The sequence below is a fragment of the Clostridioides sp. ES-S-0048-02 genome, from assembly GCF_020658495.1.
GTDB lineage: Bacteria > Bacillota > Clostridia > Peptostreptococcales > Peptostreptococcaceae > Clostridioides.
In genome coordinates, this window is sequence record NZ_JACVWH010000010.1 from 79,847 (window position 1) to 105,019 (window position 25,173).

The 25,173-nt window shown below is 28.9% G+C and carries 24 protein-coding genes and 1 riboswitch; of the genes, 1 reads left to right on the forward strand and 23 read right to left on the reverse strand.

The genetic code is table 11. From position 1 onward, the window contains the following. Nucleotides 1-53 precede the first annotated feature (53 nt). The 5 genes from IC173_RS13750 to purR all read right to left on the reverse strand — a co-directional run bounded on the left by IC173_RS13750 (nucleotide 54) and on the right by purR (nucleotide 5,579). Nucleotides 54-545: a type II secretion system protein gene (locus IC173_RS13750; protein ID WP_227831530.1), complete on the reverse strand. Its 492-nt coding sequence runs from the start codon at nucleotides 543-545 to the stop codon at nucleotides 54-56. 157 nt (nucleotides 546-702) lie between these two features. Beyond that, nucleotides 703-788: riboswitch (cyclic di-GMP riboswitch) on the reverse strand. 843 nt (nucleotides 789-1,631) lie between these two features. Then, entirely contained in the window at nucleotides 1,632-2,582 is a 951-nt protein-coding gene (locus tag IC173_RS13755; RefSeq protein ID WP_054271950.1) for a ribose-phosphate diphosphokinase, read from the reverse strand. A 94-nt stretch (nucleotides 2,583-2,676) separates the two neighbouring features. Further along, nucleotides 2,677-4,056 (reverse strand): bifunctional UDP-N-acetylglucosamine diphosphorylase/glucosamine-1-phosphate N-acetyltransferase GlmU, encoded by a 1,380-nt coding sequence (glmU, locus tag IC173_RS13760; protein WP_227436330.1) that lies wholly within the window; start codon nucleotides 4,054-4,056, stop codon nucleotides 2,677-2,679. 210 nt (nucleotides 4,057-4,266) lie between these two features. Further along, entirely contained in the window at nucleotides 4,267-4,545 is a 279-nt protein-coding gene (spoVG, locus tag IC173_RS13765) for a septation regulator SpoVG (protein WP_003421453.1), read from the reverse strand. 155 nt (nucleotides 4,546-4,700) lie between these two features. Continuing rightward, on the reverse strand, nucleotides 4,701-5,579 hold the full coding sequence (purR, locus tag IC173_RS13770; protein ID WP_227436331.1) for a pur operon repressor: 879 nt from the start codon (nucleotides 5,577-5,579) through the stop codon (nucleotides 4,701-4,703). Between the two features lie 218 nt (nucleotides 5,580-5,797). Between purR and murC the strand changes: the two genes are divergently transcribed. Continuing rightward, nucleotides 5,798-7,150 carry a UDP-N-acetylmuramate--L-alanine ligase gene (murC, locus tag IC173_RS13775; protein ID WP_227436333.1) on the forward strand — a complete coding sequence of 451 codons (1,353 nt, stop codon included), beginning with the start codon at nucleotides 5,798-5,800 and terminating at the stop codon, nucleotides 7,148-7,150. A gap of 77 nt (nucleotides 7,151-7,227) precedes the next feature. Here the strand turns inward: murC and IC173_RS13780 are convergent, their stop codons facing one another. The 18 genes from IC173_RS13780 to IC173_RS13865 form a co-directional block, all read right to left on the reverse strand. Further along, nucleotides 7,228-8,022 (reverse strand): hypothetical protein, encoded by a 795-nt coding sequence (locus IC173_RS13780; RefSeq protein ID WP_227436335.1) that lies wholly within the window; start codon nucleotides 8,020-8,022, stop codon nucleotides 7,228-7,230. Between the two features lie 69 nt (nucleotides 8,023-8,091). Continuing rightward, on the reverse strand, nucleotides 8,092-8,988 hold the full coding sequence (locus IC173_RS13785; protein WP_227436337.1) for a cation diffusion facilitator family transporter: 897 nt from the start codon (nucleotides 8,986-8,988) through the stop codon (nucleotides 8,092-8,094). 185 nt (nucleotides 8,989-9,173) lie between these two features. Beyond that, nucleotides 9,174-10,289: a M20/M25/M40 family metallo-hydrolase gene (locus tag IC173_RS13790; RefSeq protein ID WP_227855720.1), complete on the reverse strand. Its 1,116-nt coding sequence runs from the start codon at nucleotides 10,287-10,289 to the stop codon at nucleotides 9,174-9,176. 149 nt (nucleotides 10,290-10,438) lie between these two features. Beyond that, nucleotides 10,439-11,725 (reverse strand): hypothetical protein, encoded by a 1,287-nt coding sequence (locus IC173_RS13795; protein WP_227436342.1) that lies wholly within the window; start codon nucleotides 11,723-11,725, stop codon nucleotides 10,439-10,441. A gap of 65 nt (nucleotides 11,726-11,790) precedes the next feature. Next, a complete protein-coding gene (gene rsmA / locus IC173_RS13800; RefSeq protein WP_227855721.1) occupies nucleotides 11,791-12,660 on the reverse strand; it encodes a 16S rRNA (adenine(1518)-N(6)/adenine(1519)-N(6))-dimethyltransferase RsmA in 870 nt (289 codons plus the stop codon). Between the two features lie 161 nt (nucleotides 12,661-12,821). Next, nucleotides 12,822-13,352 carry a ribonuclease M5 gene (rnmV, locus tag IC173_RS13805; protein WP_227436345.1) on the reverse strand — a complete coding sequence of 177 codons (531 nt, stop codon included), beginning with the start codon at nucleotides 13,350-13,352 and terminating at the stop codon, nucleotides 12,822-12,824. A gap of 357 nt (nucleotides 13,353-13,709) precedes the next feature. Then, the gene (locus tag IC173_RS13810) at nucleotides 13,710-14,777 is read right to left on the reverse strand and encodes a putative 2-aminoethylphosphonate ABC transporter substrate-binding protein (protein ID WP_227483606.1); all 1,068 of its coding nucleotides are present in this window, start codon (nucleotides 14,775-14,777) and stop codon (nucleotides 13,710-13,712) included. An 11-nt stretch (nucleotides 14,778-14,788) separates the two neighbouring features. Continuing rightward, nucleotides 14,789-16,477, reverse strand: a complete 1,689-nt coding sequence (locus tag IC173_RS13815; RefSeq protein ID WP_227436349.1) for a putative 2-aminoethylphosphonate ABC transporter permease subunit — start codon at nucleotides 16,475-16,477, stop codon at nucleotides 14,789-14,791. Nucleotides 16,478-16,494: 17 nt separating this feature from the next. Then, nucleotides 16,495-17,490, reverse strand: a complete 996-nt coding sequence (locus IC173_RS13820; RefSeq protein ID WP_227436351.1) for an ABC transporter ATP-binding protein — start codon at nucleotides 17,488-17,490, stop codon at nucleotides 16,495-16,497. Then, nucleotides 17,491-18,327, reverse strand: coding sequence for a PHP domain-containing protein (locus IC173_RS13825; RefSeq protein ID WP_227436354.1), 837 nt, complete (start codon nucleotides 18,325-18,327; stop codon nucleotides 17,491-17,493). A 3-nt stretch (nucleotides 18,328-18,330) separates the two neighbouring features. Further along, the gene (locus IC173_RS13830; RefSeq protein ID WP_227483608.1) at nucleotides 18,331-19,500 is read right to left on the reverse strand and encodes an alpha-D-ribose 1-methylphosphonate 5-triphosphate diphosphatase; all 1,170 of its coding nucleotides are present in this window, start codon (nucleotides 19,498-19,500) and stop codon (nucleotides 18,331-18,333) included. Continuing rightward, on the reverse strand, nucleotides 19,501-20,214 hold the full coding sequence (locus IC173_RS13835; RefSeq protein ID WP_227436358.1) for a phosphonate C-P lyase system protein PhnL: 714 nt from the start codon (nucleotides 20,212-20,214) through the stop codon (nucleotides 19,501-19,503). Nucleotides 20,215-20,254: 40 nt separating this feature from the next. Further along, nucleotides 20,255-21,127 (reverse strand): ATP-binding cassette domain-containing protein, encoded by an 873-nt coding sequence (locus tag IC173_RS13840; protein WP_227855722.1) that lies wholly within the window; start codon nucleotides 21,125-21,127, stop codon nucleotides 20,255-20,257. Then, entirely contained in the window at nucleotides 21,120-21,989 is an 870-nt protein-coding gene (locus tag IC173_RS13845; protein WP_227825269.1) for an alpha-D-ribose 1-methylphosphonate 5-phosphate C-P-lyase PhnJ, read from the reverse strand. Before IC173_RS13845 ends, IC173_RS13840 begins: the two co-directional genes overlap by 8 nt. 18 nt (nucleotides 21,990-22,007) lie before the next feature. Next, complete coding sequence (locus IC173_RS13850; protein ID WP_227436363.1) at nucleotides 22,008-23,093, reverse strand: carbon-phosphorus lyase complex subunit PhnI; 1,086 nt, start codon at nucleotides 23,091-23,093, stop codon at nucleotides 22,008-22,010. A 2-nt stretch (nucleotides 23,094-23,095) separates the two neighbouring features. After that, on the reverse strand, nucleotides 23,096-23,671 hold the full coding sequence (gene phnH, locus IC173_RS13855; RefSeq protein WP_227483612.1) for a phosphonate C-P lyase system protein PhnH: 576 nt from the start codon (nucleotides 23,669-23,671) through the stop codon (nucleotides 23,096-23,098). A 14-nt stretch (nucleotides 23,672-23,685) separates the two neighbouring features. Then, on the reverse strand, nucleotides 23,686-24,117 hold the full coding sequence (gene phnG / locus IC173_RS13860; RefSeq protein WP_227436367.1) for a phosphonate C-P lyase system protein PhnG: 432 nt from the start codon (nucleotides 24,115-24,117) through the stop codon (nucleotides 23,686-23,688). A 280-nt stretch (nucleotides 24,118-24,397) separates the two neighbouring features. Then, nucleotides 24,398-25,168 carry a TatD family hydrolase gene (locus tag IC173_RS13865; protein WP_227436369.1) on the reverse strand — a complete coding sequence of 257 codons (771 nt, stop codon included), beginning with the start codon at nucleotides 25,166-25,168 and terminating at the stop codon, nucleotides 24,398-24,400. Nucleotides 25,169-25,173: the final 5 nt, after the last annotated feature.

The window sequence follows — 25,173 nt, forward strand, 5'->3', positions numbered from 1 at the left end:
TAAATTTATAATTAAACTTAAATATAATCAAATAATAAATATATTATTTACTATTAATTACCACTACTACCATTATCCTCTAAATTATCTATAAGAATGATGTATATATCACCTTTATCTAAAGCACTAGTTAACTTACTAGAAAGATTTTCATCTGTATAAACCTTATCTTCCCCTATATCAGATACTAGTTTGTTCGCTTGTTCTTTTGTTATTGTTGCGCCATCTATCAATAATGCTAATTTTTTATTATTACTAACTTTAACTAAATCATAAGTTCCACCAATATCAGAATTTTCTATATCAGATTCCAAGTATGATTTTAAGTGCGTTTTTATATCTGTAGGTAATGTATTAGTATCTGCATAATAAGACAATGCTGCACTTTTAACTGAACTATAATCAGACTCAACACTTGCTACCTTAGCCTTGTTTATATTACTAAATAAAGCTGGGACTGCCACTACTGCTAATATACCTATAATTGCAATTACTACCAATAATTCCACTAAAGTGAAACCTTTTTTATTCTTTCTTAACTTCATTTTTATTCCCCCTCAATTTTTTTAATTAATACTTAATTATAATATATCTGGTTAAAAATCTAAGTAAAATTATTTACACGTACTAACCAGATTTATTTCTAGCATATAACCATTTTTTTGAACAAAAAAAACTATGAAAATAAAAGTATCATAAATACAATTTCATAGCCGGTTGCATCACTAACTCAATATGTTCCAAGGTGCCCACATCACAGAACATACATCAACGTTTCTATTTTATTAAATTTAGAATGATATATAACTCATAATAGAGATACATATCCACTTATATTATATAATAGTTACCACATTTTAGCAATACAGTTTATATTATTTATATATACCAAACTTTAACATATTCAAACATAATTTCCGAAAGTAATTATACTATACAAAAAAAGAAACATCTCCCTACAATTATCATATATCGTAAGGAGATATTTATAAATTATCATTTAGTTTTATCATTGTCATTTCCATCCTTTGCTAATATTTATTTGAAAGCTAAAAGCTATTACAATATAGTATTTTATTAAAAACATCTATATATAAACATTCTATATTCTTGCAGTTATGATTCAGCCACAATCACTATATAAATGAAACTCTTCATCTATATATATGCTTATCGTACAAAATTACTTTCTTTACAGTAACTTTATATAATCCAGAACCCTCTCACAAACACTAAAGATATAGAATAGATACTATTTTCAATTCTTATAAATAAACTTTCAATAGATTTTTATATTTACTTTAGATTGTGGCTGAATCAATTAATTATTAGGGGTTCATCTTCAATCCTTCCCATTGGAAACACCTCTTTCTTTAATTTATATTTACATAATACTACATAATTCAAATTTTTCCAATACTTTTTCCAAATATTTTTTATATTCGTAATATTCATAATTTTATATTTTTTATTAAATTTAGTTTTTAATTACTTATCCACATGTTTTACAAGAAACATTTACTTTTATATACACACATACAACTCCAATAAATTATACTAATACATAAATTAGATATTAAAAAAGAGTTGCTTAAAAACTTACTTTAAGCAACTCTTATAAATCTAATTAATTAAAATAATTTACTTACTGATTCATTAGAGAATATCATTCTTATAGCATCTCCAAATAAAGGAGCTACTGTTTTTATTTTTATCTTATCTATTCTTTTTTCTTCAGGAAGTTGTATAGTATCAAGAACTATTAACTCACTTATTTCTGAATTAGAAATTCTTTCAATAGCTGGTCCTGATAATACACCATGAGTACAACAAGCATAAACATCTTTTGCTCCAAACTCTTTAAGTGCATTTGCAGCATTAACGATTGTTCCAGCTGTATCTATCATATCATCTAATAGTATAACATTTTTACCTTTAACATCACCTATTAAGTTCATAACTTCACATACATTAGCTTTTGGTCTTCTCTTATCTATTATCGCTATTGGAACTTCTCCATTTAAAGTATTAGCAAACTTTCTTGATCTAGTAACACTTCCTAAATCTGGAGATACTACTACTAAATCTTCTATTTTCTTTTCATTGAAGTAATCTGCTAATATTGTTCCACCTAATAAGTGGTCTAGTGGTATATCAAAGTATCCTTGTATTTGAGCTGCATGTAAATCCATTGTTAATACTCTGTCTGCTCCAGCAGCAGTTATTAAGTTTGCAACTAATTTAGCAGTGATTGGATCTCTTGCCTTAGCTTTTCTATCTTGTCTTGCATATCCATAGTAAGGAATAACTGCTGTTATTCTTCCTGCTGATGCTCTCTTTAATGCATCAATTAAGATTAATAACTCCATTAAGTTATCATTTACTGGACTATTAGTAGATTGTACTACAAACACATCACAACCTCTTACTGTCTCATTCATGTTTACACATATTTCACCATCACTAAATGTACCTACTTCACAGTCTAGCACTGATACACCTATATAGTCAGCTATTTTTTGTGCTAACTCTTTCGATGAATTACCTGCAATAATTTTAATCTCGCTTCCGCTAGTATTCATTTATGTAACCCTCCTGAAAATTTTAAAATCCTAATGAATATAATTTATAATAATTTCGAGCTAATTTTATTAGCCAAAATAATAAACTAAATAACTACTTACCTTGATTATCTTTTTGATTCTTCTTTTCTACCCATCCTTCTTTAACAACTTGTCTTTGTCTTGCTATTGCTAAAGCTCCATCTGGGACATCATGTGTTATTGTTGAACCTGTTGCTATATATCCTTTTTCTTCTACAACTACTGGTGCAACTAAATTAGAATTTGAACCTATAAACGCATCATCTTTAACTATTGACTTAAATTTATTTTTCCCATCATAGTTTACAAATACTACTCCACATCCAATATTTACATTTTTTCCAACATGCGCATCTCCTATATAAGAAAGATGAGATGCTTTTGAACCATCTTCTATAACAGCATTTTTTACCTCTACAAAATCACCTATTTTTACATTGTTTCCTAAGTTAGTTTTCGGTCTTAAATATGCATATGGTCCAACAGTAGTATTATCTCCAACTTTACTATCAAGTATCGTTGAATTTTTTATTTCTGTCCCATTTCCTATTTCTGAGTTTGTTATAGATGAGTTCATTCCAATTATACAATCTGAACCTATCTTTGTTTTTCCTTGTAACATAACCCCTGGATATATTATAGTATCATTACCTATCTCAACATCAGATTCTATGTAGGTAGAGTTAGTGTTTATTATAGTCACTCCATTTACCATATGAGATTCATTTATTCTTCTTCTCATAATTTCTTCTGCCTTTGATAATTCCACTCTTGAGTTAACACCCATAAGTTCTTCAATAGTTGAACCTGCAAATGCACCAACTTTTAAGCCCTTGTCTCTCATTATTTTAGCAGTATCAGTTAAATAATATTCACCTTGTGCATTGTTATTATTTAACAAATCTAATGCTTCTCTAAGACTCTTTCCATTAAAACAGTATATCCCAGAATTTATCTCACTTATCATTTTTTCTTCTGAATTTGCATCTTTTTGTTCCACTATTTTAAGAAGGTCACCCTTCTTATCTCTTATTATTCTACCATAACCTGTTGGATTTCCAACTTTTGTTGTAAGAACTGTGGCATGATATTTATTTTCTATATGGAAATCAAATAATTTCTTTAATGTTTCTTCCTTTATAAGTGGAGTATCTCCACAAAGTACAACTATTATATCGTCATCATTTATATATTCTTTAGCCATTTTTACAGCATGTCCTGTTCCAAGCTGTTCTGTTTGCATAGCTATCATAGTTTCTTCTGCAAGTTTTTCTTTTACTACATCCGCTTCATGCCCCAAAATTACAACAGTATCCTTTACACCTGATTTTTTTGAAACATCTATAATATGGTTGACCATTTCTTTTCCGCATACTTTATGTATAACTTTTGGGTATTTAGACTTCATTCTTGTTCCTTTGCCAGCGGCAAGGATTATAGCTTTAAAGTTCATTGATACACTCCATTCAATCTAATTTAATTTTATTCGTATTATTATCTCAATCAATATACATTATAATACATTTATTTAACAATTTGTATACAACATATACATTATCACTAATAATATAGCACTTTTTTACTAAAAAGTACATATTTTAATGCAAATTCTACATTTAAAAAGAGCCTAAATGTTCGGGCTCTCTCCATTTTATATTTATTGTTATTCAGCAGCTACTTCCCATTGAACTAATGCTTCATGATACGCTTGTAAAACTGCATCTTCTAAAACTTGTCTCATTTCTGCATTTATTGGATGAGCTATGTCTCTGAAATTTCCTTCGCCTACTTTTCTGCTAGGCATTGCTATAAATAACCCATTGTGGCCTTCTATAACTTTTATATCATGCACTACAAACAAATTATCAAAAGTTATTGAAACTATACATTTCATCTTGCCTTCTTCTGTTAATTTTCTTACTCTTACGTCAGTTATCTTCATACCAATATATCCCCCTTTGATTTTGACAGAAATTAATTTATATTAAAATTATTATTGTTGGAATAAATTAATATAAACTGTTTTTTAAGTAATTCTATGGACAACTAGGGATATCCTCTTTTTATTTTTACATATTTTTCTAAATATTTTTTTTATTAATCTTCATCTATTTCAAATTCAAATTCTGAATCATTTTCTTCATCTAATTCTTCATTTCTATATTCATCTTTAAAAGTTTTTAAATTTGGTTCAACTACTATTTTATCTCCAGTAACATCTAACTGAATTAGTGATATATAATCTTTTACCATTTTTTCTGAAGGATTTGTTGTAGATATAAATACTCCAGTACCTATAACCTCTGCTCCAAATTCATTCATAAGGTCTACCATTCCTTTTATAGTACCTCCACCCCTCATGAAATCATCTATAATTATAACTTTACTATCTGGTTTAAGAGCCCTTCTTGGTAAACTCATACTCTCAACCTTCGAATTATTTCCACTTACATATGTCATACTAAGGGTAGGACCTTCTGATACTTTTATGTCTTTCCTTATTATAACTAAAGGCAAATTCATAGCCTTTGCAGTCATAAGTGCCATAGGTATACCTTTTGTTTCCATTGTTACAACATAATCTGCATCTACATATTCAATGTTTGAAGCAAATATTTTTCCTATCTTAGCAGCTATTGTAGGGTCATAAATTAAATCAATTAAGTATAAAAAACCACCAGATAGTATTCTAGATGTGTCACATATTTTCTCACATAATTCCATTAAAAACTCTGCATTTTCTGCTATAGAAGTTTTAGGTATATATTTTACTCCTCCTGCTGCACCTGAGATAGTTATAACTTTCCCTAAATGTAGTTTTTCAAATACATTTTTTACAACTAATAAATCTTCACTTATTGTGGATTTTGCTGCATTAAATTGATTTGTAAAATAACTTAATGTATATATTTTATTTGGATTATCAGATAGTATTTTAACTATTGCTCCAATTCTCTCTGTTCTTTTAAATTTCATTACTATTTCCTCCTACAAATACCTTTATATAACGTTAAACTAAATAATGCATAACAATTCGTATTGTGGTATAATATTACTTATGTTTTATTATATTCAAAAATAAAATACATATAATATTATATGCATATTAATTATAAAATATTGAACATTATATTATTATACCACAAAAATAGTTCATATTGTAGGACTTAATTAAAAAGAAAGGTGGTTTTATTATGAATATACACTTTATAGGAATTGGCGGTATCAGCATGAGTGCATTAGCCGAAATATGTATCAATAAGGGTTATCAGGTTTCAGGTTCGGATTCAAACGAATCATATCTATTAGACAAACTTAGGGATCAAGGGGCAAACATCTATATCGGTCAAAAAAAAGAAAATATATCAGATGATGTAAATATGGTTGTTTATACTGCAGCAGTTCACCCAGATAATGAAGAACTTATAGCTGCTCGAGAAAAGAATAAATTAATAATGAACAGAGCTACTTTTTTAGGCCAGATTATGAGAGAATATAAAAACTCTATAGCAGTTTCTGGTACACATGGAAAGACTTCTACAACATCTATGTTGTCTACAATTTTTGAATATGCAGACTTAGACCCAACTATACTAGTTGGTGGTAACTTAAGCATGATAGGTGGTAATGTTAAGATAGGTAATTCTAACCATTTTATAACTGAAGCATGTGAATATGTAGATAGTTTCCTTAATTTTAATCCTAAGATATCTATAGTTTTAAATGTTGAGGAAGACCATCTTGATTATTTCTCAGGTATAGACGAAATCAAAGCTTCTTTTAATAAATTTGGTAAACTTTTACCTCCAGATGGATATTTCATAATAAATGGTGATGATGAAAATGTAGATGACATATTATATGATGTCAAAGCTACTATTATAAAATATGGTAGAGATTCTGACAATGATGCTGTAATAAAAGACATACATTTTGATAATAGTGGTCATGGGATATTTAAAATAGAGTATCAAGGAAAAGATTTGGGAGAATTTGAGCTTTCTGTATATGGTCTTCATAATATATACAATGCTTCTTCTGCTATAATGGCAGCTCTTGTTTCTGGTATTGATTTAGAGACTATAAGAAAAAATTTAAAAATATATAAAGGTGTAGGAAGACGATTTGAATCTAAAGGATACTACAAAAATGCCTTAGTAATAGATGATTATGCACATCATCCAACTGAATTAAAGGCTACTTTAGCTGCTGCTAAAAAGTTAAAAAAATCAACTTTATGGTGCATCTTCCAGCCACATACTTACACTAGAACAAAATCTCTTTTAGGAGAATTTTCAGAAGCTTTCTATGCTGCTGATAAAGTTATCATAACAGACATATATGCTGCAAGAGAAGATGATCCAGGAGATATACACTCTAAAGATTTAGTTGAAAAATTATATCAAAACAACGTAGATGCTATCTACATAAAAGAATTTGAAGATATAGTAAAATATTTACGTGAAAATGTTAATGATAATGATTTAGTAATAACTGCTGGTGCTGGTCCAATATATAAGGTTGCAGACTTATTAGTTGAAAAATAGTATGTAACTAAAAATAACATATAAAAATTAATGTAGGCTATCAAATGATATAATCGCTTGATAGCCTTCTTAATATTTTATTTCTTTCCAATCTCAAATATTTCATTTTTAAGATAATCAAATAAACTTGTATGAACCTCGTAGTAAGAGACAGTTTTTTTAGAAGTAACTTTTACATAATCCTTGCCCATTGTATCTACTTTCACAGCAAAATTTTCACCTTTTATATTTATACTGAAATTATAATCACTTCTTTCCTTGCTTTTTTCTGGCTGAACCTTTCCTACAACTCTTTTTGAAATCATCTTATGTGCTAAATCATCAAACTTCCATTTATGAACCTTCTTAGTTTCTTTTCCATAAGTTATAGTGACCTCTTTCCAGTCTTTATAGTGACTCAAAAGGTCAAATGAAGTATATATACTCTCATCTAAAAGTTTCTTAAAAGAATTTTTGGAATCAATTGGAACTTTATAATATTCCTCTTTATTTACAGTATAGACTCTAAAAAAATTAAGGTCTGTAGAAAATTTAATTCCATCATCAGAATACCCTTCATAAATTGCTTCATAAGAAGTAGTATTTCTTACCTTCTTAAATTCTGAGAAAAAGAACTTTATCTCGTTCCACATATCTTCTTCGATTTTTATGTTTTCTACATTTTTATCTGATACATAAATTTTCTTTTTCTCTTTTATTTGAGTCATTAAAGACCTATTATCTTCTGTCTCTGTTTCTACTTTCTTTGGAACCTCACTCTTATCCTTTTCCATGTTTAGACCTATTTTAAAGGATATAAAGTATATTATAAAGAAAACAACTACTCCTATTAATATTGCAGCTTTTTTCTTTAGTTTTCTTTTCTTACTCATTTAACCACCCCTAGAGTTTATAGTCATAAAACAATTATATAACTTTTTACACTTTTTTTTAAGCTATAATTATTTTATACACTTATTTCCTTGGCAATTAGTGCATGGTTCAACATGAACTGTTATCCCTTTTACAAATTCCATATGTTTTATTATATGTTTTTCCAACTTAGTAGCAATATCGTGCCCCTGTTTTACTGTGAGATTTTCATCAACACATATAGTCAAGTCCACATATGCCATAGCTCCATGCTTTCTAGTCTTTATATCTCCTAGATTTTTAACACCTTCTGTATCTGCTACAATAAACTTTAATTCTCTTCTTTCTTCTTCATCAACTGAAACATCCATCAATTCATTTACAGAACTTCTAAGTATATCGATTCCTACCTTAGCCACAAATACTGCCACTACAACTGACGCAATTGGGTCTAATGGTTTAAATCCTAAAATAGAACCTCCTATACCTATAAATGCAGCCACTGAAGATAGAGCATCTGACCTATGATGCCAAGCATCTGCTTTTAAAGCTGGTGAATTTATCTTTTTAGCAACTTTGATTGTTATTCTATATTGATACTCTTTTATCAAAATTGAGATGACTGACACTATTAACGGAAGTATTGATGGAACACTCAATGCATCTAAGTTAAATAATGATTTAATAGCCCCTATACCTATTGTTATAGAAACAAATATAAGTAATATTGATAATACGAATGATACCAATGTCTCTGCCTTTTCGTGACCATAATTATGTTCCTTATCTCCTGGTCTAGAAGATACATAATTACCTATCAGTACACCTATAGAACTTATAATATCTGAGGCTGAATGTAATCCATCTGCAATCATAGCACTCGAATTACCAATAATACCAGCTATCACCTTAATTATTGTTAAGACTATATTCCAAATTATTGATTGTATTGTTATTTTATTTGCTTCCTCATACCTTGTTTCCATTGTTATTCCTCCTAACAAACCAAATCTAAATATTATTAAAAACATATACTTAAACATAAATTAAATTTATTATTATATTCAAATGTATATCTTTTACTTTCAATAGAGATTATCAATCTTCTATAAAATGAAAAATCACCTAGCTTGAGCTAGGCGATATATATATTATACACTATTATTTAAATTTATGCTTCTTTTATTATCTCTATTACCATTTTGGCAGAATCATATAAATCCTTTATAGCTATATGTTCATCTAATGTATGCGCATTTTTCATACCTATTCCTAGAGTTATAGCTTCAATACCATTTTTACTTAATATATTAGTATCGCTACCTCCTCCTGTAGATTCAGTATGACCTTCTATTCCTAAATTTGAAAATGCTTTTTTTGCAAGTTGTATTATTTCTGAATCTTCATTCACATCTATTGGAGTATATGCTCTATTTACATCTATTTCAATTTTAGCTCCAAAATCCTTAGCAGCTTTTTCAAAAGTTTCTACCATATGTTTAGTTTGAACATCTAATTTATCTTCTTTTAGACTTCTAGCTTCTGCAACTATGTTAACTTTTCCTGTTACTATATTTGTAGCTGTTCCACCATTTATAATTCCTATGTTAGCAGTTGTTTCTTCATCTATTCTAAGTAAATTCATATTATCTATTGCTCTAGCAGCTACCATTATAGCACTTATACCAGCTTCAGGCTCAAGACCTGCATGAGCTGTCTTTCCTAATATCTTAACATTTATTACATCTTGTGCAGGAGCTTTTACTATTATCTCTCCTGGAGAACCACCACTATCTAATACAAAGGCATATTTAGAATCTATTTTTGCATAGTCTAAATTTTTAGCTCCAACTAATCCACATTCTTCACATATAGAGAATACAACTTGAATATCAGTATGTTCTATATTATTTTCTTTTACTTGTCTTAATCCCTCTAATATAGCTGCTATACCTGCTTTATCATCAGATCCTAATATTGTAGTCCCATCACTTTTTATTATTCCATTTACTTCATCCACTATAGGTTTTACCCCTATTCCTGGAGTTACTGTATCCATATGTGAACTAAATAATATTTTCTTTCCTTCTTTATTTCCTTTTAAAGTAGCTATTATATTGCCTGTTTCTCCATTTGCTTTTTCACCAGCATTATCTACTACAACTGAACAACCTATTTCTTCTAACTTTTCAACTAATACTTTGGCTACGTTCCCCTCTTTTAAAGATAAACTGTCTATCTGTATTAATTCAAGGAACTCATTTAAAATTCTTTGCTCGTTTATCATAATCTTCCTCCATAATATAATAGGTATTTCAACATATATTGTAGTGTAATATTTAAATATTATCAATAGTTTTTAAACTTTTATATCATTTTAGTTAAGTTTCTTTACTAAAATGAAAGTTAAAGTTAAATTCTTTCATTCTTATTGTTTTATCTAACTATACTTCTCTGTCTAGAATCTATAAAGCATAACCAGTAGCCTAAACTATTGGTTCTGTGGTCACAAGCTTGATATCTCAAAAATCCTGTACTTCCATTATCTGGTTGTTCATTTCTATTACCTGGAATAGCATAAATATAATGCTTTCTCTTATTATATTCATCATATTGTACTCCGAATAAGTAATGTCTATATTTATATGAATGTAAAACTGCATCACTATACATTGTATAATTCAATACATTTAAATATCCTAAATAAGGCATTGAATATCCACACAATGTTGTAGGGTTTACCTCTATTTTCCACCATCTTGTATTGTCTATATAATCTGCTGTAAAAGGCTTAACTTCTCTAAATAGCTTTAACCCTTTCTTTATTTGTCTAGGCATAAGTAATGTTCCAGCTTGCTTATTCCCACTATCTATTTGATTTATTCCATTGGCTCTTTTTACTTTTTCAACATTATTTTGTTCTTTTTGAGTTTTCTTTGACTTAGTAGTTTTTTGAGAAGCAACTACCTTTTCTTCATGTCTTATTTCAAAATCTTCTTCATCCTCATCATATTCATCTTCATATTCTATATCGTCATAGAATTCATTTTCTTTAGCCTTGTTATAATTTTCTATTTCCTTATAGTTATTAAATTCTTCAATTTCATCATCACTAGAATCTTCTACATCTGCTCTTATCTTTAATTCTCCCTCTTCAGTTTCATCATCTTCCCAATAATCTTCATATTCATCTTCATCATATTCTTCTATAATATATTCTTCGTCACTATCACTGTTTTCTTCATTATCAGCATCTTCTTCTAAGTACTCTTCTTCTCTTTCAACCTCTATATCTTCTTCTAAATACTCTTCTTCACTTTCAGCTAATTCTTCATCTTCTACATCTTGGAATAATATGTCCTCATAATTTTCAATCTTATTTCCCTTAAACCCAACTAGAGGAATATTTCTTTCATACAATAAGGCAATTCCTTTTATTTCTTCATCATAATCCTCTAAATCTAAAACAAATTCACCTCTTCCTTGTTCATTTAAAATTATATTTCCTAAGTCTATTAATCCATGGTCACCTTTTATTGCTACTGCTTTATACCCATCTTTAACATATTTTAGATTTTCTACATATAATGCAATGATTGATTTTTCATCATTTACTTCGACTTTTGCAAAAGCTTTTGGCAGTACTCGTTCTTTGTATCTAAAGTTTATGTCTTTAGCTTCTAGTATTATATAGTCTCTTTTAAACTTTCTTTTAGAACCCACTGCAATCCCCCCTTAACACAGTTTCTCTAAACAATATATGTTAATAAAATAAAAAAAAGTACCTCCTATTTAGAAGATACTTTTGTATTTACTATATTTGAAAGAACTGCAAACTCTTCTATACTAAGAGTTTCACCACGTCTTTTTTCATCTATATTAGCTTCTTTTAATATTTCTCTTATTTCGTCCTTATTAAGAAAACCAAGGCCTCCCAATGAATTAAGTAAAGTCTTCCTTCTTTGTCCAAAAGATGCTTTTACTGTCTTGAAAAATAGTTCTTCATTATGAACATCATATTTCTTTTCAGCTCTGACATGTAAACCTATAACCGTTGAATCTACATTGGGTTGTGGTATAAACATATGTCTTGGAGCCTTTGCTACAATTTCTGTTTCACAATAGTACTGAACAGCTATGGACAATGCTCCATAATCCTTTGTACTTGGAACAGCATTCATTCTATCTGCAACTTCTTTTTGAACCATAACTACTATATCCGTTACAGGTATATCCTCTTCTAAAAATTTCATAACTATTGGTGTAGTTATATAATATGGAAGATTTGCTACAAGCTTAACTGGTCCACCATTTAATTTATCTTTTATTAGTTCTTGTATATCTACTTTTAATATATCTTGGTTTATAACTTCTATATTCTCTAAATCTGATAAGGTATCTTTCAATATAGGAATTAAGTTTCTATCAATTTCTATAGCTACCACTTTCTCTGCTACCTTACCCATTTCACGAGTAAGTGTACCTATCCCAGGACCTACTTCTATTATGTTATCTCCTTCTGTAACTCTAGCTCCATCCAATATTTTATTTATTATATTACTATCTATTAAAAAATTCTGACCTAAAGACTTTGAAAATTTAAAATTATGTTTTTGTACTACTTCTTTCGTTGCACTGTGTGAAGATAGTCTATCCATCGTTTACTCCTTTTTAACTTATTTTAAGATTTTATCCTATTAATTATACTTATTTACATGTGTTTAAAGCAAAATATTTATTAAAGATAATTTATTTTAAATTACTCCATAATTTTATATTTATTTTTTATATATTTTTTTCATATCATACATGCTTACATTTAAATTTGTTTTAATGCACTTATAAATTCTTCTCTTTCAACACCATAATTATTTAATCTATTTAAAAATTGCTTTGCATTTCCATAACCAATCCCAAGTATTTTACCAAGTGCATCTCTCCTAGATGATGCATCTTCATTTCCTATAAGACCATTTCTAATCAAATCAACTTGTTTAAATTCATCTCTTTTCTCTGTACTTTCAGTTCTAACTTTATTTAAAGCTGCTATTATACTTTTAGGAGTAGCATTTTCTATACCTATATCTCCATCCTTTTTAGCTTCTTCTCTTGGTAAAAACGCATGTTTACATCCTGGAACTTCTGATGCTATTTTTTTTCTTATTTTTTCACCTGCAAAATCTGGGTCTGTAAATATTATAACTCCTCGTCTTTCATTAGCTGATTTTATACGCTCCATTACTCCTTTTGGAAATCCAAATCCACCTGTGGTTATAAGTTCTGCATCTATTGCTCTCTTAACAGCTGTAACATCATCTCTTCCCTCTACTACTATTATCTCTTTTATCATATAAATTCACCTTTTATTTGTTTTTAGTTTTTGTTTACATCTCTTTATTTTAAGGTTTTTATTTAATTTAATCAAGGCACTAACCTATTTATTTTTATTTAGAAATCTATAGTTTAAGAAAAATTTATTCCTACTAGATAAATATATTCACTATTATATTCTATTGAATCACCTATAAGCAACAATAAGTCCCATGTAGCATTACCTGTATTAATATTATATCATCCATACAATTTTCTTTTTTAATATTAATGATTTATAGAAAAAGATGTAGAACTCAGGACAAATATACATTAAAAGAGCCTAGATATAAATTTTATATTCTAGGCTCTTTTTTATTGGATTTTATTAATGAATTTAACTTTCCTTTTCTGTCTTTCCATCATATTTTGATATCCATTTATTTAATATAGTTTCTCTATTTTTTGCTGCTGATTTTAAATCATTATCTATCATTTGTTCTAATGGCTTTTTAGGGAATCCTTCTGGGATTGGATTTCCTGTATCAACTGTAGTAACTGCATAGTTCTTAGAATACTCATTCATTGCATCTTTACTTATTGCCCAATCTAAAAATACCTTAGAAGCTTCTTTTATATTATCTTTTTTTACAAGAGCATTTGCTTCTATATCCCATCCAGAACCTTCTTTTGGAAACACTACTTCTACTGGATAACCTTCTTCTTTTAATTTTATGCCTCTGTATCCAAAAGATATCCCTATAGGATACTCTCCTGAAGCTGCTGATGTAGCTGGAGCTGAACCTGATTGAGTATATACACCAATATTTTCATGTAACTTATCCATATACTGCCATGCTTTTTCTTCTCCCATAATTTGTATAAGCGCTGATACCGTTAAATATCCTGTACCAGAAGAAGATGGATTAGGCATAGATATAAGACCTTTATATTCTGGCTTTATCAAATCTTCATAAGAACTAGGAATTGGTATATTTTTATCTTTTAATTCTTTAGTATTTACTGTTATACCTGTCATCCAAGCATCTATTCCAACCCATGAAGGTACTTCTTTATCATCTTTAAATGCAGGGTCTATCTTATCAGACCCTTCTGGAGCGTATGGTTCTAACATTCCTTGGTCATCTGCAACTAGCAAGCTTGTGGCAGCAATCCCCCATACAATATCTGCTTGAGGATTATCTTTTTCTGCTAATAGTCTTGCTGTTATATCTCCTGTTGATGCTCTAACAACATTTAATTTAATATCTGGGTATTTTTCTTTAAATGTAGCTAAATATGGGTCTATACTGTCTTCTTCGATTGCTGTGTAAACTGTTAAATCACCTTTTGTTTTACTATCAGACTTTGAGTCTCCACCTGATGAGGCAGTGCTACATCCTGTTATTACACTCAATAAAAGTGTTGATAATACTCCTAAAGAAACTAGCTTCTTAAATTTCATCTTTACCTCCCCTATGCAACATCTTTTTGTTGCCATTTTTGTGTATTATTTTTTAATTTTTTTGTTACGAATTCATAGCAAAGTCTTACTATTATATTTGTTAAAAGCACTAATACTGCCATAGCTGCTGATGGTCCTATATATCCTATCTCATCTAACTTCAATATGGATATTGATGCAGTCTGAGTCTGAGGAGTATATAAAAATATTAATGCTGAAACAGTAACCATTGAATTTACAAAATAATATACTACTATCTCAAGTATTGATGTTATAGACATTGGTACTGTGATGTTGAAAAACACTTTATAAAAGGGAATATTTATAGATTTTGCAACTAACTCATACTCTCTATCCAACATTTTTAGTGACGAATTTGAAGTTATAAAGCAAACAGAGTAAAAATGTACTATATTTACTATGACAAGTATAGCTGTACCACCATATAGGAAATTTAGTGGATTACTTGCTGAGTTAAAAAAAGTTATATATGATATTCCTAGCACTAGACCTGGTAATGCCATTGGTATCATAGATAAAAAGTAAGCTGTTTGTCTTAATCGTGGAAACTTATCTACTTTTTCTATCATGTATGCACTAAAAAACACAAATATAGTTCCAAATATAGCTGTTAATGTTGATATTTTTAAACTGCTTAAATAGGTTTTTAATCCGCTTCCTAAAATACCTTTAAATGTATAATGTTCCATTGTAAAACTTAGGTTATATGGCCATAATTTTATGACTGAACCTATAACTGAAACAAATATCAAAATGAAGATTAATAAAGTTATAAAACTACATGCTATTAAAAATACTCTATCTCTAAATTTGTTTTCTTTAATTTTATAAGGCATAGATTTTGCTGTTATAGTCATTCCTTGTTTTTTACTTGCCACCTTGTCTAATGTAAAAGCTATTAGTACAGGAATCAACATTACCATAGAAACAGTTGCTCCCATTGGTATGTTAAACTGCCCCACTACTTGCTTATATATATCTGTAGCTAACACATTATAGTTTCCTCCGACTACTTTTGCTGCTCCAAAGTCTGTAAATGCAAGTATAAAGGATACAAAGAAGGAGCTTACTAGTGAGTACTTTATGCCTGGAATTGTAATTTTAAAAAACTTTTTAAAATCACTAGCCCCTAAGCTATCTGCTGCTTCATAAAGTCTATAATCTGCCATTGAAAGAGCAACGGATAGTATTAAAAAAGCTTGTGGAAATGTAAACAGTATTTGAGAGACAATTATTCCTAATGGTCCATATAATGGTATCTCAAATCCCATTGTTGTAAATATTCCTTTATTTCCAAACAGGTATATAAGTGAAATACCATATAACATAGTTGGTGCAAAAAGGGGAAACATTCCCATAGTTTTAAAAAAATTCTTAAATTTTATATTTGTTCTTGTTATTGCATATGAATAGATAAATGCTAAACATAGTGATATTAAAGATGAAACTGTAGATACAAAAATTGAATTTTTAAATGATGCTATAAGACTTGGATTTTCAGCATATTTACTAAAATTTGAAATACCTATGAAGTTTCCACTTGTATCTAAAAATGCATTTTTTAATAATGATACTAAAGGAAACAATATAAATACTATTAGTATAATTAGCGAAAAAATTAAAAAACATTTTTGTATTGTACTATCACTTATCCTTCTTTTGTTTTTTGTTGTTATCATTTATTCACCCCTAGCTATTAAGCACATCCCTCTGATTTATATTCTACAATTCCTTCTTTGGGAATTTTAAAATTTATTTTAGACCCTATACATAGTTTCATTTGTTCTGCAACTTTTGAAACTATATCTAATTTTATTTTCTTAGAACAATACTCAACTGTAATTCTATAGTTAAATCCTCTAAATTCAATATCTAAAATCTCTCCAACTTTGATATCATTGTCTTTAGAATCTCTATTAAATTCTACTTTTATATCTTCTGGTCTGATAGCTATCTTATTAATACCATCATCTATAAAGTTTATTGTTCCTATAAAATCAGCTACAAAAGGGGTCTCTGGATTTTTATATACTTCTTTTGGAGTCCCAACCTGTATTATTTCTCCACTATTCATAACAACCATTTTATCCGCCAAGCAAAGTGCCTCTTCTTGGTCGTGAGTTACCATTATAGTAGTAATACCCAGTTTTCTATGTAAGCTTCTAATCTGTTCCCTAAGTTTCAATCTTACTTTTGCATCCAATGCAGATAATGGTTCATCAAGAAGTAAAAAATCTGGCTCTAGAGCAATTGCACGAGCTAGTGCAACTCTCTGTTGTTGCCCTCCTGATAATTGAGAGGGATACTTTTTCTCATATCCACTTAATTCTACTACCTCTAAAACTTCATTAACTTTCTTATCAATATTAGATTTATTTATATTTTTATTTTCTAAGCCAAAAGCTATGTTTTTGTAAACAGTCATATTTGGAAATAGTGCATATGACTGAAAAACTATACCAAAATTTCTACTTTCAGGTGGTGAGTTTGTCATATCTTTATCATTTATTATTATTTTTCCATCATGTTTGTCTTCAAGCCCTGCAATTATCCTAAGCAAAGTACTTTTCCCACATCCACTTGGTCCCAATAAACAAATAAACTCTCCTTTTTCAATATCAATAGATATGTCTTTTAGCACTTTAGCTTGTCCATAACTTTTACTTACATCTTTAACTTGTAAAAAAGACATTTATAAAACCCCTCCTAAGGCTAACCTAAACTTAAATAAATCTTCTCTATTTAAGCTTTTACTTCCTAGGTCACACTCATGCTGAGAGTAAAGCCCATGATAATCTGAGCCTCCTGTAACAACTAAGTTGTATTTCTTAGCATAAGAAAGTGACTCTTTTTCTAAGTCTTTATTGTGAGATGGATGATACACTTCTATCCCATCTAATCCAACATTCACCATATCTTCAATAGCATTAAAATTGTCCATTTGCCCAGGATGAGCTAGTACGCAAATTCCACCAGAACTTTTTATAGCTCTTATTGCATCTTTATAATCTACATATTTTAAAGATACATACGCCTTACCATTTCCTCTATGAAACAACTCTTTATATAAACTTGAATATATTTTATCTGTGTATCCTTTATCTATAAGTGCTTTCATTATATGTTGTTTAAATATTCCAGTCTTTGATGAATATTTCTTTACATCTTCTAGAGATATTTTATATCCTAAATCTATAATTTTATTTACCATCTTAACAGATGCTTTATGTCTATCACAAACCATTGGATTACATAAATTTTTTATTTCTTGACTATTTAAATCTATGTTATATCCCAAGATATGAACTCTTTTTCTGTTTTTATAATCGTATGCTGATATTTCTATACCTGGTATTATAGTTATTCCATAATTTTCTCCCAATATGATAGCTTCATCTAATCCAGACAATGTATCATGATTTGTTATTGCTAAAACACTTATATTATTTTCTGATGCTCTCTTAATTATTTCTTCTGTAGTGAAGTTATTATCTGATATGCTTGTATGACAATGTAAATCTGTTAACAATCTTTATACCTCCCTTTTATAAACTGTTTTTCCATTTACAATAGTATTTACAACTCTTGGATACTCACTATCAATATCCAATAAAACTAAATCCGCTTTTTTATTTTCTTTTATGCTACCTCTTTCACCATATATACCAACTGCTTTAGCTGGATTTGAAGTAAATAGGTTAACTGCTTTATTTAGATTGTTAGTTTCTTGTGCAACTATGCACATGGACTTTATCATTGCTGATGGAAGATAGTCTGAACAAACAATATCACAACAGTCTTCCAATATAGCATCCATTGCCTTTAAGTTGTTATTATGAGATTGCCCTCTTACAATATTTGGGGCACCTAAACAAGTTAAAACACCCAGTTTCTTTGAATATTTTGCAACTTCAAGAGTTATAGGAAATTCAGATACATTAACTCCTATATTTTTTATAAAATCCATTTTTTCTAACGTATCATCATCATGTGATGCAACATTTATATTTTTAGTTTTTGCCACTCCTATAACACTGGCTATTTTATTCCAATCTAAATTATCATGTAAATCTACTAAGTCATCTAACCATGTATCTACATAATTTTCTGTTACTCCCCATACCTTAGTAGCATACTCTCTATAGAACTTTGGATTTGTATACTGACCTTGTCCTGGAGAATGGTCCATTATAGATAAATAGTCTATTTTATCTTCTTCTAACAACTCTGACACCTTCTCTAAACCTTCATGGTATAACACTTCATACCTTAAGTGAACTTTATGATTTATATTCTTACTATTTATATTTTTGTACGAATCGATATTTTCAATCATTTCCAAAGAATTATCAATACTTCTAACTCCTACTCCATCACCCAAAGATATAGAATGATAAACTGTTGTTATTCCATTTGCAGGTAGTTTTTTATCTAGTTCATAAAATGCCATATTAAATGGTAATAATGTACTTGGTCTTGGCTCTATTTCCTTTTCAATAGCATCACTATGAATATCTATGATACCAGGTATAACATATAAGTTTTTTGCATCTATTATTTCATCTATCTCGTTGAAATCTATTAAATAATCAATCTTATCATTTGAGACTTTCTTTATTGTATCTCCTTCTATAATTAAATGGCCATTTTCTAATATTTTATCTTCCAATACAATATTTGCATTATGAATTAATTTTACCATCTAAGCTACCCCACTTTCACTTATAGTGCCTTTTGTCATAGTAAATGTTTTATCTATAACAGTCTCCATAAATTCTATATCATGAAATATCCCTATCATTGTAGTTCCTTGATTTTTAAGTTCCAACATTTTTTCTTTTACGTATATTTTAGATTGATTATCAAGTGATGCAGTTGGTTCATCAAGTAACAAAAGCCTAGGTTTTTTGACCATAGCTTGTGCTAGATTTAATCTTAATTTTTCTCCGCCAGAAAAATTATTCGGATAAGCATCCCACAAGTTTTCCTTTATTTCAAACTGAGTTAGTATATCTTTTGCCATATCATATGCACAATCTTTTTCAAATCCACTCTCAATTAAAGAATGTACTACTAGCTCAATAGCCGTTATTCGTGGAAGTGTTTTTAAAAACTGTGATACATATCCTATTTCCTTTTTTCTAAGATTTATCATTTCTCTGTCACCAATTGTAGATAAATCTATCTTTCCATATATTTCTGAGTTAAATATTATTTCTCCAGTCGTTGGGATATATGTTTTATAAATACTTTTTAATATAGTAGACTTTCCCGCTCCAGATTTTCCTATTATTCCTAAAAATTCACCTTTGGAAATTGTAAAATTTATTTCACTACACGCTTTTATAGTTTTATTTAATGCATGTAATTCAAAATCTTTGCTAAAATTATTTACTTCAAGTATAATTTCTTCCATTTTATTTAAAACCCCCATTTTACTTATTTACAAATATTATTTATAGTAGTGAATTTATAAGTTGCTGAGTATATGGATGCTGTGGGTCTTCCATTATTTGGTCTGTTAAACCAGATTCGATTACACTTCCATTTTTCATAACAATTGTCCTATCAGCAAGCATTTTTATAACATCAAAGTCATGAGATACTACTATCATAGAGATTTTAAGCTCTCTTTGTATTTCCCTTATTAAATCTAATACCTCAGCTTGTACAGAAACATCCAGTCCTGTTGTAACTTCGTCTAATAAAAGTATTGGAGGATTATTAGAAAGTGCTTTTGCTATTTGAACTCTTTGTTGCATTCCCCCACTAAAATATTTCGGTTTGTGGTCTATTCTTTCTACAGGTATATTAGTCTTTACTAGAAGCTCTTTAGCCCTATCTCTTATTTTCTCAACATTATATATATTAGCCATTAATAATTTCTCTGCTATATTCCCACCACTACTAAAATTCAAATTTAAACCAAGATGGGGATTTTGATATACAATACCCATAAAATGATTCTTTATGTACCTCTTTTTTTGGTCTGAGAGTTCTAATATATTTGTACACTTGTCATAATTTGATATGTACACTTCTCCACTATTTGCATTCTCTTGAAAAAACAAAATCTTTAACAATGTACTTTTTCCTGAACCAGATTCTCCAACAATACCAAGAACTTCTCCTTCATAAAGTTCAAGATTTACATTATTACATGCAACTATAGAACCACAATATTTACATATATTATTACTTTCATATCCTGTACTCTCAAAACAATTTTCACATCCATCTCCATAAATAAGATTAATATTTTTTCCTATTAACACTTGTTTATCTATATTTTCTATTTTTTTGTCTTCTCCTAGTTTTGCACTACTCATTCCAAGCACCTCCAATTGCCACATCTACGCCATCATTTCTTAACCTAACTTTTTCACAATAACTTGTATCAGAACAGCTATAGTACTTTTCATTAGTATCACCATCATATACTTCATCTAGAAATGTATTTGAACTTTTACATAAACTACAATGTTTTCCTTCAAATTTTTCCTCTTCAAATTTATAGTCATCAAATTCTAAAGGTTCTACCTTTGTGTATGGAGGTATAGCGTATATTCTCTTTTCTCTACCTGCACCAAATAAAAATAAGTTATCTGACATGTTTAATTTCTTTATATCAAATCTTGGTATTGGCGATGGATTCATTAAATATCTATCATTTACTTTACATGGATACTCTGCTGCTATTGATATATCATCAAATTTAACTATATCTTCATACAGATATACCCACATCCTACTATAATCTTCTTCTGAATGCATTCTTCTTGTCTCTACTTCACTAGGCTCTACTATTCTAAGTGTCTCTGGTATTGGCACTTGAAATATCAGTATTTGATTAGACGTTAATTTTTCTTCTGGTATTCTATGTCTTGTTTGAATCAATGTAGATTTTAATGTATCTTTTGTAGTTTCTACATTACTTACACTTGAAATAAAATTTCTTATATTACAAGCATTTGTAGAATCATCACTTCCTTGGTCAATCACTTTTACTACATCACTTTCACCAAGCAATGATAGGGTTAGTTGTAGTCCTCCAGTCCCCCATCCCTTAGCAATAGGTAATTCTCTTGAACCAAAAGGTACTTGATAACCAGGTATTGAAACTGCTTTTAGTATTTTTCTTCGGATTTCTTTTTTTGTATTTTCATCTAAAAAACCATAGTTATATATCACTTAATTTCCCTCCATATCCTATTTTATTCTTTCTACATCTGCTTTAAAATCTACATAGTGAGGAAGCTTAAAGTGAGATATAAACCCTAATGAATCTATACCATCTATATGAAGTAATACAAATTCTTCATCTTGGGCTAATTTTTCACTATTTGGTTCCAAAGATTTATCTAGTATAGCCATAGATATAGCCTTATTTTCATTATTTCCCATACAAAGACCATATCCTAAAGACATTTTATTTATATCTCCCGATTTATTTTTAGAATTTTCAGACTTACTTTGTGATGCTTTTGATACTATTTCACACTCAGTAACTAACATTTCTCCGATTGTTATTTGCTCATCTTCATAAATAGGATGTTTTATTTTTATATATACATCTCCTGTCCTAAGTTCACTTATATATGGATGTTCATCACCAAAACCCCTTACAATAGAATAAGCAAACCCTGATACAGCTCCACTTTCACCTCTAGTAAGTGCCTGCAATTTAGCTGACCTAGAAACTGGAAATCTTAGGCTATTTCTTGTAATATCATCTATTACTTCTTCTAATTTATCTTCATAAGTATCCTCTTCCAACAAATTCTCTTTTCTAAATATATTAGATACTTTTGTGAATTTAGGTATTTCATTCACTTTTTCTAAGTCATTTATATAATTAGCTTTAAAATCTCTGTTTTTTTCTTCATCTTCTTTAAGCAACTCTACATTTAGTATTCTATTTTCATAATCTCTAGTTGCTCCAAGATACTGCCCTCCTGGTATATCTTTAAATGTAGCTGATATTCTTCTACCTATTCTCATTTCTTCTGTATTTATAGGTTCTGAATAAGTTACTCTAGGCATTGTTGACCTTAATGCTCTTATATAGAAAGATGCTTCTAATATATCACCTTGAGCCTGTTTTATAGCTAATGCAGATAATTCCTTATTGTATAGACTTCCTTCAGAAATCACTTTGTCTACAGCATAAGACATTTGCTCTTTAATTTGTTTTACATCTATTGGTAGGCTTTCTCCTTTTATTCTATAAAATTCAAGTATATTTTTAGCCTGTAATATAGCTTCTTCTCCACCTTTAACTGCCACATAAGCCATTATTATAATACCTCCCAACTTAATTTTGATGACCTTGGTATAAATGCAAGTTCTCCTTTGTTATCTATTAAAATCAAATCTGCCCCTGTCGGATAGTCTTTATTTATCATAAGTAATCTTTCTAAGAATTCTTGTTTAACTCCATCTATATATAAATTCTTTTTAGATTTTATACCAGGACCACTTAAATAAAGTCTTATGAATTTATCTTTATAATCTGTTGATAGTTCGTTTACTTGGTGTATTATAGTTGTACTTTCATCAGGATATTCAAAAGAACCTATTTTAATTTGTAGTATATCTAATTCTGAATTAATATCTAAAAACAGATAATCTGATTTATTGTAATTTACTTGGTTTGACATTGTCAGTGCTCTTATATTTTTTATATCTTCTTTAGTACAGTTTTCTATATAGAAGGTAACTTCTTGGTCTAATAAAGTAATTGCTATACCAATTGCTCCATTTGATAATTTTGTATTATTTTCTATATTTATATTATTGATGTTATTTAATTTCCCAGGAAATGAAGCACTATCTAGCAACTTTCTATATATTTCTTGCGTGTAACTTACCATGATTCTCCTCCTACTTAATCCATAGTATTGAATTGGACTTTTGTTTTATTAATTAAACTAAATTCATTAATAAGTTCTTGCTCATATCTTAAACTTTCTTCACAGATACTTTTATTTATGTAGTTCTTTAATTCATCAAATTTATTATTATTGCTATGTAAAACTGCATCTATAGTTGCCAAGCAAATAACTTTTTTTTCATTATTTTCTGCAACTATACCATAACCTAAGCTTTCATCTACCTTAACACTACACTCTGTAACTAGTATTTCTCCTAAATTAAATGTAGTATTTTTTACACTTTCGTTGGCTCTCACCATCACTGTAGCTAAGCTAGGGGCTTTAATTATAGAAATGCTTGATGTATTTTTTATCATTAAATATATTTGCTCTAATTTCTCATAGTTCATATTTATCAATATCTTAGTACTATCAACTGTATGCAAAATTTTGCCTCCTTAATCTTTCCTTTATTTACTTATTTCTAAGAATATAATATACAATCTAAGTTAAATGGATATTATGTTTGAGTTAATTCTAGTGAATATCTTGTAAATTCTTTTTTAACAATGTTAAGAAGTATGTTGTAAAACTAATAAAAAATTATAATATTACAAATAAAAAAAGCATACCATTCAAACTGAATGGTATGCTTTTTCTATATTTATAACTATTATTTTTGTAACTATTATTTTTGTATAATTGTAAATTTTATTTTTAATTTACTTATTTTATATTAAAGAACTTCTTCGCATTTTCTTTAGTAATTTTACACACTTCCTCATAAGATATTCCTTTTTCTTGAGCTATTTTATCTGCAACAAAAGCTACTTGAGAAGGATTATTTCTCTTTCCTCTATGTGGTTCTGGTGACATATATGGTGAATCAGTTTCTATAAACAATCTTTCTAGAGGTATCTCTCTTACAACTTCTCTAGTTTTTTTATTATTTTTAAAAGTAACTGTTCCTGGAATTGATATATAGCATCCCATTTTAACATATTCTCTAGCTAATTCCACATTACCACTATAACAATGAAGCACACAACCTATTTCAGGACTCTTAGTGTTTTTTATTATCTCAAAAGTATCCGCATGTGCATCTCTATCATGTATTATTATTGGAAGCTTTAACTCATTAGCTAGTTCAATTTGTTTCTTAAACCACTCTTTTTGCTCTTCTCTTGGAGAATAATCATAATAATAATCTAACCCAATCTCTCCTATAGCCACAACCTTTTCATTTTCAGTTGCAAGTCTTCTTAGAGTGTCTATTGCTGTATCATCTAGTTTTGATACATCATGTGGATGTACCCCAACTGCCGAATATATAAAGTCATATTTTTTTGATAGTTCAATTGCTGTTATAGAAGTTTCTATATCTGCTCCTGGATTTACAACCAAATCTACACCTTTTTCTTTTAATGAACCAATAAGTTCATCTCTATCTTCATCAAAACTTTCATCATTTAAATGTGCATGTGAGTCAAATAACATTTTTT

Bases quoted from the DNA above. Each gene is read 5' to 3' on its own strand.
- IC173_RS13840 (WP_227855722.1), bottom strand. From the start codon at position 21,127: ATGAGTAGTGCAAAACTAGGAGAAGACAAAAAAATAGAAAATATAGAT.
- rnmV (WP_227436345.1), bottom strand. From the start codon at position 13,352: ATGATAAAAGAGATAATAGTAGTAGAGGGAAGAGATGATGTTACAGCT.
- phnH (WP_227483612.1), bottom strand. From the start codon at position 23,671: ATGGTAAGTTACACGCAAGAAATATATAGAAAGTTGCTAGATAGTGCT.
- IC173_RS13810 (WP_227483606.1), bottom strand. From the start codon at position 14,777: ATGAAATTTAAGAAGCTAGTTTCTTTAGGAGTATTATCAACACTTTTA.
- IC173_RS13785 (WP_227436337.1), bottom strand. From the start codon at position 8,988: ATGGAAACAAGGTATGAGGAAGCAAATAAAATAACAATACAATCAATA.
- IC173_RS13850 (WP_227436363.1), bottom strand. From the start codon at position 23,093: ATGGCTTATGTGGCAGTTAAAGGTGGAGAAGAAGCTATATTACAGGCT.
- purR (WP_227436331.1), bottom strand. From the start codon at position 5,579: ATGAAATTTAAAAGAACAGAGAGAATTGGAGCAATAGTTAAAATACTA.
- IC173_RS13835 (WP_227436358.1), bottom strand. From the start codon at position 20,214: ATGGAAGAAATTATACTTGAAGTAAATAATTTTAGCAAAGATTTTGAA.
- IC173_RS13780 (WP_227436335.1), bottom strand. From the start codon at position 8,022: ATGAGTAAGAAAAGAAAACTAAAGAAAAAAGCTGCAATATTAATAGGA.
- IC173_RS13820 (WP_227436351.1), bottom strand. From the start codon at position 17,490: ATGTCTTTTTTACAAGTTAAAGATGTAAGTAAAAGTTATGGACAAGCT.
- IC173_RS13815 (WP_227436349.1), bottom strand. From the start codon at position 16,477: ATGATAACAACAAAAAACAAAAGAAGGATAAGTGATAGTACAATACAA.
- IC173_RS13865 (WP_227436369.1), bottom strand. From the start codon at position 25,168: ATGTTATTTGACTCACATGCACATTTAAATGATGAAAGTTTTGATGAA.
- IC173_RS13750 (WP_227831530.1), bottom strand. From the start codon at position 545: ATGAAGTTAAGAAAGAATAAAAAAGGTTTCACTTTAGTGGAATTATTG.
- rsmA (WP_227855721.1), bottom strand. From the start codon at position 12,660: ATGGATAGACTATCTTCACACAGTGCAACGAAAGAAGTAGTACAAAAA.
- glmU (WP_227436330.1), bottom strand. From the start codon at position 4,056: ATGAACTTTAAAGCTATAATCCTTGCCGCTGGCAAAGGAACAAGAATG.
- IC173_RS13790 (WP_227855720.1), bottom strand. From the start codon at position 10,289: ATGATAAACGAGCAAAGAATTTTAAATGAGTTCCTTGAATTAATACAG.
- IC173_RS13830 (WP_227483608.1), bottom strand. From the start codon at position 19,500: ATGGTAAAATTAATTCATAATGCAAATATTGTATTGGAAGATAAAATA.
- spoVG (WP_003421453.1), bottom strand. From the start codon at position 4,545: ATGAAGATAACTGACGTAAGAGTAAGAAAATTAACAGAAGAAGGCAAG.
- IC173_RS13755 (WP_054271950.1), bottom strand. From the start codon at position 2,582: ATGAATACTAGCGGAAGCGAGATTAAAATTATTGCAGGTAATTCATCG.
- murC (WP_227436333.1), top strand. From the start codon at position 5,798: ATGAATATACACTTTATAGGAATTGGCGGTATCAGCATGAGTGCATTA.